Source organism: Erysipelatoclostridium sp. An15, from assembly GCF_002160675.1.
Taxonomy (GTDB): Bacteria; Bacillota_I; Bacilli_A; order Erysipelotrichales; family Coprobacillaceae; genus Thomasclavelia; species Thomasclavelia merdavium.
This window is the reverse complement of the sequence record NZ_NFLA01000070.1, coordinates 1-10,686: the sequence shown is the minus strand read 5'-3', so window position 1 is coordinate 10,686 and position 10,686 is coordinate 1. Positions and strand designations below refer to the sequence as shown.

The following is a 10,686-nucleotide window of genomic DNA, read 5'->3' as shown; positions in this document are numbered from 1 at the left end:
TATTCATATTTATTTAATATCACAGGTCCATCTTATCGAATCAAAGATAAATTAAATCCTAAAAAAACTGAGAACACTTAATTGCAACAAATTGGTCAAATTATCTTGACTTTTATAGGCGTGACGGAAAACGGCTTCGGAAGCACTGGCTTCTATGTGGGCTTCCTGCTTCTCATTATCCTTGTGGTGGGTATCTATGTAGCCTACACAGGGCTTATCAAGCGAGAAACCAGCAAGGCATTACACGCCGTTATCAACTTCGTTGTGGTGTTTCTCGTGTCCGCTTCCTTTATCGCCTACGCTCCCGACTATATCAAGAAGATAAACGACTTTTCCAGTGATATAAGTACCGCTTCGCTGGATTTGGGGACAAAAATCATGCTCCCAGACAGCGACAGTCAAGGAAAAGACAGCGTGGACTTGATAAGGGACAGCCTGTTCTCCATACAAGTACAACAGCCGTGGCTACTCTTACAGTTCGGAAACAGCGATATAGAGGAAATCGGAGCTGACCGTGTGGAAGCTCTGGTATCGGTTAGTCCGTCAGCAGACGACGGGGCGACCCGTGAGGACGTGGTAAAAACAGAAATCGAGGATAACGACAACGACAATCTGACGATACCGCAGGTCATCAACCGTCTGGGAATGGTATTCTTTCTGCTCATCTTCAATCTGGGGATAACGATATTCGTTTTCCTGCTTACGGGCATGATGATATTTTCCCAGATACTATTTATCATCTTTGCCATGTTCCTGCCTATCAGTTTTCTTTTGAGCATGATACCCAGCTATGAGAACATGGCGAAACAGGCAATCGTGCGAGTGTTCAATACGATTATGACAAGGGCGGGGATAACGCTCATTGTCACGGTGGCTTTTTCCATTTCCAGTATGTTCTACAACATCTCTACCGATTACCCGTTCTTTATGATTGCGTTCTTACAGATAGTCTGCTTTGCGGGTATCTACATGAAGCTGGGCGACCTTATGAGTATGTTCTCTCTCAACGCTGGGGACAGCCAGCGCATGGGACGCAGGATATTCCGTCGTCCCTATATGTTCATGCGACACAGGGCTAGGCGTATGGAAAACAGATTGGTAAGAGCTGTCGGAAAAGGAAGTATGGTAGGTGCTGGAACGGGTGCAATGGCTGGTTCTGTCTTATCCAGTGCTGGCAGTAAACAATCTCATGCCGGCACGACCCGCAAGCGTGACAACGCTTCTTTCGGAAGCCGAGCTGGTTCAGCCGTAGGTGCGGTACTCGATACGAAAAACAAGGTCAAGGACAAGGCAACGGCTGTCAAGGAGAATATCAAGGATATGCCGACCCAGACCGCCTATGCCGTACATTCCGCTAAGGAAAAGGCAAAAGCAAATGTGTCCGACTTCAAGCGTGGCATTGTGCAGGGGCAGGAAACCAGACAGAGTGAGCGTGCCGACAAGCTCCAACAGCACAGACAGAATATCGCTGACAAGCGTATGGAGCTTCAAAAGGCACAGGAAGCAAAACAGGCTGGCAAAACGACGGACGGATCAGCGACAACAGGAGCTACCCGTCCCCATGAAAGACCTGTCACCGCCTCTAAGACAGACACAGGAAAAATGCAGGAAATCAAGCGTCCTGCCACTACCGACAAGGTACATACCGAGCCGACCACGCCACAATCCGTCAAGGAGCGTCCGCTGGCTTCAAAATCTGATGAACCTGTACCGCAGAAACACGGGACAAGGCTTAATGGTGTGGAGCTGAACCGACAGACCACCAGAAAAGAGCGAAACATCAAGAAAGCGACCATAAACACCACGAAAAAGAAAGGACGTAAGAAATGAAACTAAGACATATCGCCATTATCGGCAGTCTATTTCCATTTCTCATTGCAATAGTGCTTTTCTTTGGTGTGCTTATCAGTGCCGAGGACGACGACGGGGGCGGTGGTTCTTCCTCATGGGTAACGGGAATGAACCTGTCCGCAGAGGTCTTGAAACATCAGCCTATGGTCGAGAAATACGCTAGAGAGTACGGCATTTCCGAGTACGTCCCCTATCTGCTGGCAATCATACAGGTGGAAAGTGGCGGGACAGCCGAGGACGTTATGCAGAGTTCCGAGAGTATGGGATTACCGCCTAATTCCCTAGATACAGAAAGTTCAATCAAGCAGGGGTGCAAGTATTTTGCTTCCCTGCTTTCTTCAGCAGAAAATCAAGGCATAGAGGATATAAACGTCGTGGTGCAGTCCTATAACTATGGCGGTGGCTATATCGGCTATGTGGCTAAGAACGGAAAAAAGCACAGCTTCACGCTGGCAGAGAATTTCGCCCGTGACAAGTCGGGTGGAACAAAAGTCACCTACACGAACCCTATCGCTGTCGCCCGCAACGGTGGCTGGCGATACGGGTACGGGAATATGTTCTATGTGGAGCTTGTCAGCCAGTATCTCACTGTCAGTCAAGTATCGGGCGAGCTGGCACAGAAGATAATGAATGAAGCTCTGAAATATCAAGGCTGGGACTATGTGTATGGCGGGAGCAATCCTAACACTTCTTTTGACTGTTCGGGGCTGGTTCAATGGTGCTATGGCAAGGCGGGTATCAGTCTGCCGAGAACCGCACAGGCACAGTATGACGCTACCCAGCATATCCCGCTATCACAGGCACAGGCTGGGGATTTAGTGTTCTTCCACAGTACCTACAATGCTGGGACGTATGTAACCCACGTCGGTATCTATGTGGGAAATAACCAGATGTACCACGCTGGCGACCCGATAGGTTATGCCGACCTTACAAGCTCCTACTGGCAACAACACCTTATCGGGGCTGGCAGAATTAAGCAATAGAAAGGAATGGAAATCATGTTCAAGAAGAAAGAAAAACCGATAAAGGAAAAGAAAATCCGCACTATGAAAGTGGGGACACATAAGAAGTCCGTCATTGCCCTCTGGGTGGTGCTTATCGCAAGCGTGAGCTTTGGTGTGTATAAGAATTTTACCGCTATCGACCAGCACACCATGCATGAAATAGAAACCATACAGCTCCGCTTGAATGACACCAACGGCATAGAAAATTTCGTCAAGAACTTTGTGAAGTCCTATTACACATGGAGCAACAACAAGGAAGCAATCGAAGCAAGGAGACAGGCTATCAGTGCCTATCTGACACAGGAATTGCAGGATTTGAATGTTGATACTGTGAGAACGGATATACCGACCAGCTCCACGGTTACGGACGTACTTATCTGGGACGTGGAACAGTCTGGGGAGAACGCTTTTTCTGTTACCTATGAAATAGATCAACAGATAAAAGAGGGCGACCAGACAAGGAACGTATCAGAAACCTATACCGTAACCGTTCATGTGGACACTGACGGGGATATGGTGATTATCCAGAACCCGACCCTTGCCCCTGCTATGGAAAAATCCAGCTACGAACCAAAGACACAGGAAGCCGACAACAGCGTGGACGCTGATACGGTGAATGACGCTACGGCATTTCTGGAAACATTCTTCAAGCTGTACCCTACCGCAACGGACAAGGAGCTTGCCTACTATGTAGAGGGAAATGCCCTTGAACCGATAAACGGGGACTATCTCTACTCCGAGCTTGTCAATCCGGTATTCACGGCTGACGGCGACAATGTGAAAGTGAGCGTTTCGGTGAAGTTTATTGACAATCAAACAAAGGCGACACAGGTATCACAGTATGAGCTGACGCTCCATAAAGATAGCAACTGGAAGATTATAGGTTAATTATTGAAGCGTATATCTTTTTAAGGGATATACGCTTTATTTCTTTACATCAAGTTATATCTATTGACATCATAGTGCATATAGTGTATAGTGTGTATATATAAACATCACACTAAGGGGGTACGATATGAAAATTCTTATTTCCAACACGTCAGATGCCCCTCTTTACCAGCAGATAAAAGAACAGATTATTGACGCTATCTTAAAAGGTGAACTGGTTGAGGGAGACCCTTTACCGTCTATTAGGGCATTTGCCAATGATTTAAAAGTAAGTGTTTTAACGATACGACGAGTTTATGACGATTTAGAAAAAGAAGGCTTCGTTAACAGTCAAGTGGGTATTGGGACATTTGTTTCCACAAGTAATGTAGAACTTTTGCGAGATTCTAAACGTCGCCTTGTAGAGCAAAAAATGTTGGAAATGATACAGACTGCAAAATCACTTGGAATTACACAACAAGAATTAAATGACATGATGAATATTCTATTTAAGGAGGAATAATATGGAGAATATTTTAGAAGTCAAAGGGTTGAATAAAAGTTATCAGCACTTTTCCCTACAAGACGTTTCCTTTTCATTGCCAGAAGGATGTATTACGGGTTTTATCGGAATAAACGGAGCTGGTAAGACAAGTACATTAAAATCTATACTAGGCTTAACTCCTAAAATATCTGGCGATATTCGCTTATTTGGACTAAATATGGATACAAATGAAAAAGAAATTAAAGAACGTATCGGAATTGTCCTTGACGATGGCGGTTTTTATGATGAATTAAGTCTTTCAGAAATGAAAAATATTGTAGCTTCGGCTTATAAGTCATGTGACAATAAGGTATTTCAATCGTATCTTGAACGCTTTACGCTCAACCCTAAACAGAAAATTGGCACCCTGTCAAAAGGTATGCGAATGAAATATGCGTTAGCTCTTGCTCTCTCTCATAAAGCAGAACTGTTGATCATGGACGAACCAACCAGCGGACTTGACCCTCTTATTCGAAGTCAACTGCTTGATATACTGAAAGAGTTTATGGAGTATCGTGGGCGTGGTGTTTTTTTCTCTACACACATAACTTCTGACTTAGATAAAATCGCTGATATGTTAATTATGATTGACAATGGAAAAATTGTCTTTCAAGAGGAAAAAGATATTTTACTCGATAGTTATCGAATAGTAAAAGGCGATATAAAAGATTTGAATATAGAAATGGAAAAACTATTCATGAATATTGATAAAACAATTTTTGGCTTTACGGCAATTACTAAATATGCTGATGAAATTAAGAAAATTATGCCAAATTGTATTATTGAGCGTCCGACCATAGAGGATATTATGCTATGTAATGTTAAGGGAGGGAAGTAAAAATGCTATTTCAATTAGTGAAAAAGGACTTTTTGATTGTAAAAAAATATGTATTAATAATGTTCGCAGTATGTATTCTTTTCCCAGTGTTTTTATTATGGCGTTCCCCAGAATATGCAGGTATACTTGGATTTGTACTGATAACGATTTTTTCAATTTTCATGCTTTTGCAATATGTATCTTTAAAAGAAACGCAATATCCAAAAGCCTCAACTTTATTATGTGCTTTACCATTTTCACGAAAAAACATAGTATTGTCAAAATATATTTTTTGCATATTGATATACCTTGCTTGCTGTTTGATTTTTGGTATTGAAACACTTATATTTCCACAGCTTCGCAGTATCGGATATAAAGTACCAATTCTATTGTTCATGGTAGTTTCATTGTTTTTAGGTGTCTATCTGCCAGCGCAATATAAACTTGGTTATGAAAAAACAAAGCTGTTTTTTGTGGTGCTTATTATGGCTTCACCATTTATATTTGCGCAGTCGCTAAAAATAGAAAACAGCTTCATTACAAATATTTTAGACAATATAAACCCTGTATTTTTGGTGACTTGTAGTATGATAGCCAGTTTTCTGATTTTAATTGTATCTTCTGCTATTTCGGTCAGAATTTATAAAAAAGCCGACTTATCATAATTTTTGAGGTGCTTATTATGGACAAAGAAATTATTTTTATGAGTGTTATAGCTCTATTTGCTTTCGGATTTTGTCTAACTAATATTGCTTCTTTTTTGATAAACAGAAGCCACTCTAAAGAAACGCAGGGAACGATAATCTCATTTAGGACAATCAATCCTTCGACCGAAAAAATGAGAAATTCAAAATGGGCTACCGTATCCTATAATGTTGCTGGAAAAAATTATATTTCACAAAATCAGATACAAGTTTCCATGACAGCAGATGTTGGAAGCGTTGTTCAAATACGGTATGATATATTCCAGCCGGAGAAACTGTATCATTTTTCTGTAAAGCGTATTATTGTTTCTTCTTTAGTTGTAGTTGGATGCTTGTTAATTATCACTTTCAAAATAATGCATTAGGAGGGAATAAAATGCCACATTTTCCAGACTGGTTTATTGCTATTTGTATTCTATTGCCAATCGGGAACTTTATCTATCGCAAATGGAAAAATAGTAAGAAGTGAATAAATACACGGTAAAAGGTTATAAAATATTGAAAATAAAACATCATATATATTTTAAAAGTGGGTGGTAGTATGGGAAAATATTAATTATAGAATTTACTGATAAAGATAATGACTTTTTTCAGCATATTTTAGAATGTCTATCTACAAAACTGAATACCACTCCAACACTTATTAAAATTCAAACGGCAGAATTATCTATCAATCCTTACACTCGTATCGTGATAGATAGAGAGGGAAGTAAAATAAATTTGACTGCAAAAGAATTTGACCTTTTATATTTCTTATCCTCACATAAAGGACAAGTATTTACAAAAGAACAGATTTACGAAAACGTGTGGGGATATGACAATGCTCCAGACGCAAGCAATCTCTCCTCATTCATTAGAAAACTAAGACTGAAAATTGAACCACAGCCAGACAATCCACGATACATCATTACTGTCTGGGGCGTGGGATATAAATTCAGCGGAGAAGAAAAACCGTAGCTGTATTTCGCAATTCATTGTGATCTGCACGCTACGGTTTTTGTGTTGGATATATTGACAGGTTTTTCATTTTGATTTATACTTGTATTGTTGGTATGAAAAGTATGACTAAACAAAAAAGTAAGAATGGAGATGTAAATATGGCAATGAAAAAAGGACAGCATATATTTGGAACAGTAAAAGTTGGAGAAAAGGGACAAATTGTTATCCCGAAAGAAGCAAGGCAGATTTTTGATATTAAGGCAGGAGATACTTTATTAGTGCTGGGTGATGAAGAACAAGGGCTTGCTATTGTAAAAGCTGATATTATGAAAGAATTGGCTGTAAAAATATTAAAAGGACTCGGTAATTTGAGTAAAGGTATTAATGATGAAGAATAACATTATGATTATATTACCGATAGTTTTGATTTTAGATTTGGTCATTCCCTTTATCTTAGCACCTTCCTATAAAGGGTATAATCATTTGACGCAAGTTATGAGCGTTCTCGGAAATAGTAAGGCACCGTTCCATAATGTGTATAATATGTGGCTAATAGTCTTTGGAATTACATTAGCAGTAATCGATTTTAAAATATATGCGATTATTTCAGAAAGTTCAAAACTGATTGCAGTAATCCTTTTTTTCATAGTGTTGATTTATGCAATCGGGGGGTGTATTCTTTCTGGTTTATTCTCTGTTGGGGAAGTGAAAAGTCTTGATACTCTTTCAGAAAAAATACATGGTTATGGCTCTGTTATTGGTTTTATGTGCCTAACATTTGCACCGCTTTTGGTTGGGATTTATGCTTATAAAATAAACGACATCAAATTTTTATTTTTCTGCATAGGGTGCTTTATATTAGCAATATTGTTTTTTTCATGTTTTGTTATGGGAGATAAGCCTAATTATAAGAACACATTTTTAGCACTTGAAGGCTTATGGCAACGGTTATCATTGCTGTTCATGTACTTACCTTTGGGCTGTTTAATGCTACTGGAAAAATAGCGTATTAGTAGTGAAATCTATAAGGTGGTGATTACATGGGAAGTTATTAGTTATTTCTCTTTCTGATAATGAGGAAGAAGTTTTCAAAAAAGCACTTGAATGGCTATCAAACGAATTAGTTACCTCTCCTATTCAGCTCAAACAATATACACCAGAATTTTCTATTGACCCGTATACACGAAGTTACGTCAAAATTAACGGAGAAGAAGTGTATTTGACATCTAAACAGTTTGACCTTTTATTCTTTCTCTATCGTCACAAAGGACAAGTGTTCACAAAGGAGCAGATTTACGAAAACGTATGGGGATATGATAATGCACCGGACGCAAGCAATCTCTCCTCATTCATCAGAAAACTAAGACTAAAAATCGAACCGCACCCAGACAATCCACAATATATCATCACTGTCTGGGGTGTGGGATATAAATTCAGCGGAGAAGAAAAACCGTAGCTGTATTTCACAATTCATTGTGATCTGCACGCTACGGTTTTATCTGTTGAACTGATTTCTTACTTCCTTATCCCTACGCATGGCTGATTTGGCACATTTCAGCAGGTCAACTAAAAATCGGATTTCGTATTCGTCGCAATCCTCAAAAATCTCTTTTGCTTCTCCCTTGAAAATATTCTGTGAAGCAAGTACATTATCACATAGGAGAACATCAACTGATACGGAAAGAGCATTGGCAATCTCAATTAGTGTCGGCAGGCTGACTTTTGTTTTCCCTGTTTCCACGTTGCTCATGTGGGCTGGGGTAATATCTATAAGGTCTGCGACGGCTTCCTGTGTTATGCCTTTCTTAATTCGTGCTATCTTGATACGCTGTCCGATTGCTTTATAGTCTATTTCCACAGTTCCCCTCTCCTTTCTTGCTTTTCATTATTGTAACTATTCACAGAGTGTAATATAATAGTCTGTATAGATGAAACATTTATGTACTATATTTTTAGCGGATTTTTTTGAAATATATCATCAATTTTGAGAAAAGAGGTGTTCTGACCGTATGATGAAATTCAGTAAAAGGGACAGCAGGAAAATGATAAAAGAAATGGCTCGTCTGCATGGGCTTTCTGTTTCAGAAGTCCGTGAACAGATACAGGATAAAATCATAGCGGTAATGAATAGTGACGACCCAGACCAGCAGGCGGAGTTTAGGCGTATGTTTGGCAACAGTACACCTACACCAGAGGAATTTATCTGTACTGCCAGCAGACAGCTAAAATTTTAAGGATTTAGGAGTGGCTATTATGGTTCAAGCGGAGAAGCAAAAGGAAGTGTTTCTGTCTCTATGCGGACAGCATGACTACAACTTACTGACAGGCAAGGAAGCCATGACACAAGTAGATTTTGAGCGTATCACATACATCACAACCGTTCTTGGTTATTCTTCCTACACGCAGGAATTGATTAGCGAACATTTAGAACTAGCGTGTAAGGAAGCTGAACGCACAGACAGGGAGTTCGATATTCTGAAAGGCTATCCAGAATACTATGAAGATGAAAATGTTTATGAACAGATTGATAAATGGATAGAGGACTTCATTAGTCAACTACCACCAGAAAAACGGGATGAGATACGCCGGCTCATCAAAGAAAATACAGAGAGTATTTGATACACAGGCTATCGCAACCACGGCATTTATGCTGGGTGTGATAGTCTTTTTTAGTTCCTGCTGAAAAACAGGGATTTGGACGGAATTAGGACGGATTTATCTTTTATGCTTATCCTGTTGAAATTTGCCTTATTTTGGCAAGGCGGTTTCTTCACGGGAGGATTACGAATGACAGGAGCGCATAAAAGAAAATCATCAAAAAAAATTTAATCCATGTTAAGGGAGTTTACAGCTATTTCCGTGTGGAATTTCCTCACTATCTGTCGATTATATTCACTAAAGCTCAACGAGGTTATTACAACTTCTTGGGCTTTTTTGTTTTTTCTGGATTTCTTTTTCAAACTTTGCCAGCTCGTATCCTCTCATTTGTATTAATGACGGAAAGGGGGAAGGAACGGTTACAATCACCGCCTTTTGACAAGCGAAAGGAGGTGAAAATGTGAACAGACCCACTTCTCCGGAAGATGTTCAGAAAGTCTTTGACTGTTACTGCAAGAAGATTTTGAAGAATGAAGCAATCAATATTCAGAAGCACTACCAGCGTATGAACGATTTGCAGATTTCCTTTTCAGAACTCACGCCAGAACAGCTTGCGGAACTCTCGACTTATGATGATTACTCCACAAACTATGACCTTTACAAAGTCATGGGCTATGACGTGAAAATCAAGAATGAGCTGTTGAGTGAAGCATTGCAGGAACTTTCTGAGGAAGAACGCTTTATCTTGTTGCTCTACGGTTTAGGCTTCAACGACGGCGAGATTGCCGACCTGCTGAAAATTGTGCGCCGTACAGTGAACTATAAGCGTCAAAGAGGATTTGAAAAAGTCAGAAAAAGAATGGAGGAAAAACAGCATGAAGAAGAATAAAGCGGTACATAAAGGCAATGGCTTATTGCCTTACCCTGTTATCGTTTCCGCTTCACAGGGCGATATTCTGGCTATGAATGTTGTGTTATGCCATTACGAGCCATACATTGCCCGCTTGTCCATGCGAACAAGCATTGACGAATACGGCAATCCTCACACCAGCGTTGACGAGGATATGCGTAGCCGTTTGGAAGCAAAACTGATTGAGCAGGTACTTAATTTCAAAGTAGCATAAACCAACGTCCTATTGCAGAGTGACGCATTATCCCCTTTCCTGCGTCCTCTCTGGGGCTTGTATATCTATCAAAACCCATATGACTTCATATAGGTTTTGACAGGCGTATAAGCCGTTGTGGTCTTTGACAACTGAATAAAGCAGACAGATACGTTTGTGATACAGCGAGCCACGGGGACTGTACGCCATGACCTTTCCAAAAGAGAGCGAGCGACCCACGCAGTGATCCGAGAGCGAC

The 10,686-nt window shown here is 40.4% G+C and carries 15 protein-coding genes and 1 pseudogene; 15 read left to right on the top strand and 1 reads right to left on the bottom strand.

Annotated elements, in window-relative coordinates; all coding sequences use genetic code 11:
* Nucleotides 1–90: 90 nt before the first annotated feature.
* The 11 genes and pseudogenes from B5E92_RS14145 to B5E92_RS14095 all read left to right on the top strand — a co-directional run.
* Nucleotides 91–1,830 (top strand): annotated as a pseudogene (locus B5E92_RS14145) (CD3337/EF1877 family mobilome membrane protein); the annotation flags it as partial.
* Entirely contained in the window at nt 1,827–2,834 is a 1,008-nt protein-coding gene (locus B5E92_RS14140; protein WP_010817902.1) for a lysozyme family protein, read from the top strand. The pseudogene B5E92_RS14145 and the gene B5E92_RS14140, both read left to right, overlap by 4 nt.
* 15 nt (nt 2,835–2,849) lie before the next feature.
* Entirely contained in the window at nt 2,850–3,743 is an 894-nt protein-coding gene (locus B5E92_RS14135) for a conjugal transfer protein (RefSeq protein WP_010817903.1), read from the top strand.
* Nucleotides 3,744–3,870: 127 nt separating this feature from the next.
* A complete protein-coding gene (locus tag B5E92_RS14130; protein ID WP_010817904.1) occupies nt 3,871–4,245 on the top strand; it encodes a GntR family transcriptional regulator in 375 nt (124 codons plus the stop codon).
* Nucleotide 4,246: 1 nt separating this feature from the next.
* The gene (locus B5E92_RS14125; protein WP_087303237.1) at nt 4,247–5,104 is read left to right on the top strand and encodes an ABC transporter ATP-binding protein; all 858 of its coding nucleotides are present in this window, start codon (nt 4,247–4,249) and stop codon (nt 5,102–5,104) included.
* 2 nt (nt 5,105–5,106) lie between these two features.
* Nucleotides 5,107–5,748, top strand: coding sequence for an ABC-2 transporter permease (locus B5E92_RS14120; protein ID WP_010817906.1), 642 nt, complete (start codon nt 5,107–5,109; stop codon nt 5,746–5,748).
* Between the two features lie 17 nt (nt 5,749–5,765).
* Nucleotides 5,766–6,152: a DUF3592 domain-containing protein gene (locus B5E92_RS14115; RefSeq protein ID WP_010817907.1), complete on the top strand. Its 387-nt coding sequence runs from the start codon at nt 5,766–5,768 to the stop codon at nt 6,150–6,152.
* A 325-nt stretch (nt 6,153–6,477) separates the two neighbouring features.
* Complete coding sequence (locus tag B5E92_RS14110; protein ID WP_236906564.1) at nt 6,478–6,744, top strand: helix-turn-helix domain-containing protein; 267 nt, start codon at nt 6,478–6,480, stop codon at nt 6,742–6,744.
* 140 nt (nt 6,745–6,884) lie between these two features.
* Nucleotides 6,885–7,124: an AbrB/MazE/SpoVT family DNA-binding domain-containing protein gene (locus B5E92_RS14105; protein ID WP_010817908.1), complete on the top strand. Its 240-nt coding sequence runs from the start codon at nt 6,885–6,887 to the stop codon at nt 7,122–7,124.
* Complete coding sequence (locus B5E92_RS14100) at nt 7,114–7,731, top strand: DUF998 domain-containing protein (RefSeq protein WP_025189640.1); 618 nt, start codon at nt 7,114–7,116, stop codon at nt 7,729–7,731. Before B5E92_RS14105 ends, B5E92_RS14100 begins: the two co-directional genes overlap by 11 nt.
* Nucleotides 7,732–7,939: 208 nt before the next feature.
* Complete coding sequence (locus B5E92_RS14095; RefSeq protein ID WP_010817910.1) at nt 7,940–8,182, top strand: helix-turn-helix domain-containing protein; 243 nt, start codon at nt 7,940–7,942, stop codon at nt 8,180–8,182.
* A gap of 39 nt (nt 8,183–8,221) precedes the next feature.
* Here the strand turns inward: B5E92_RS14095 and B5E92_RS14090 are convergent, their stop codons facing one another.
* On the bottom strand, nt 8,222–8,584 hold the full coding sequence (locus tag B5E92_RS14090) for a helix-turn-helix domain-containing protein (RefSeq protein ID WP_010817911.1): 363 nt from the start codon (nt 8,582–8,584) through the stop codon (nt 8,222–8,224).
* Between the two features lie 151 nt (nt 8,585–8,735).
* Here B5E92_RS14090 and B5E92_RS14085 point away from each other — a divergent pair, with 151 nt between their 5' ends.
* The 4 genes from B5E92_RS14085 (at nt 8,736) to B5E92_RS14070 (ending at nt 10,448) form a co-directional block, all read left to right on the top strand.
* The gene (locus B5E92_RS14085; RefSeq protein ID WP_025189641.1) at nt 8,736–8,960 is read left to right on the top strand and encodes a hypothetical protein; all 225 of its coding nucleotides are present in this window, start codon (nt 8,736–8,738) and stop codon (nt 8,958–8,960) included.
* A gap of 19 nt (nt 8,961–8,979) precedes the next feature.
* Complete coding sequence (locus tag B5E92_RS14080) at nt 8,980–9,345, top strand: hypothetical protein (protein WP_010817913.1); 366 nt, start codon at nt 8,980–8,982, stop codon at nt 9,343–9,345.
* A 439-nt stretch (nt 9,346–9,784) separates the two neighbouring features.
* A complete protein-coding gene (locus B5E92_RS14075) occupies nt 9,785–10,213 on the top strand; it encodes an RNA polymerase sigma factor (RefSeq protein WP_087303235.1) in 429 nt (142 codons plus the stop codon).
* Nucleotides 10,200–10,448, top strand: coding sequence for a helix-turn-helix domain-containing protein (locus B5E92_RS14070; protein ID WP_032547283.1), 249 nt, complete (start codon nt 10,200–10,202; stop codon nt 10,446–10,448). Before B5E92_RS14075 ends, B5E92_RS14070 begins: the two co-directional genes overlap by 14 nt.
* The last annotated feature ends 238 nt before the right edge of the window (nt 10,449–10,686 follow it).

Bases quoted from the DNA above. Each gene is read 5' to 3' on its own strand.
- B5E92_RS14115 (WP_010817907.1), top strand. From the start codon at position 5,766: ATGGACAAAGAAATTATTTTTATGAGTGTTATAGCTCTATTTGCTTTC.
- B5E92_RS14125 (WP_087303237.1), top strand. From the start codon at position 4,247: ATGGAGAATATTTTAGAAGTCAAAGGGTTGAATAAAAGTTATCAGCAC.
- B5E92_RS14120 (WP_010817906.1), top strand. From the start codon at position 5,107: ATGCTATTTCAATTAGTGAAAAAGGACTTTTTGATTGTAAAAAAATAT.
- B5E92_RS14130 (WP_010817904.1), top strand. From the start codon at position 3,871: ATGAAAATTCTTATTTCCAACACGTCAGATGCCCCTCTTTACCAGCAG.
- B5E92_RS14080 (WP_010817913.1), top strand. From the start codon at position 8,980: ATGGTTCAAGCGGAGAAGCAAAAGGAAGTGTTTCTGTCTCTATGCGGA.
- B5E92_RS14085 (WP_025189641.1), top strand. From the start codon at position 8,736: ATGATGAAATTCAGTAAAAGGGACAGCAGGAAAATGATAAAAGAAATG.
- B5E92_RS14070 (WP_032547283.1), top strand. From the start codon at position 10,200: ATGAAGAAGAATAAAGCGGTACATAAAGGCAATGGCTTATTGCCTTAC.
- B5E92_RS14100 (WP_025189640.1), top strand. From the start codon at position 7,114: ATGAAGAATAACATTATGATTATATTACCGATAGTTTTGATTTTAGAT.
- B5E92_RS14140 (WP_010817902.1), top strand. From the start codon at position 1,827: ATGAAACTAAGACATATCGCCATTATCGGCAGTCTATTTCCATTTCTC.
- B5E92_RS14105 (WP_010817908.1), top strand. From the start codon at position 6,885: ATGGCAATGAAAAAAGGACAGCATATATTTGGAACAGTAAAAGTTGGA.
- B5E92_RS14135 (WP_010817903.1), top strand. From the start codon at position 2,850: ATGTTCAAGAAGAAAGAAAAACCGATAAAGGAAAAGAAAATCCGCACT.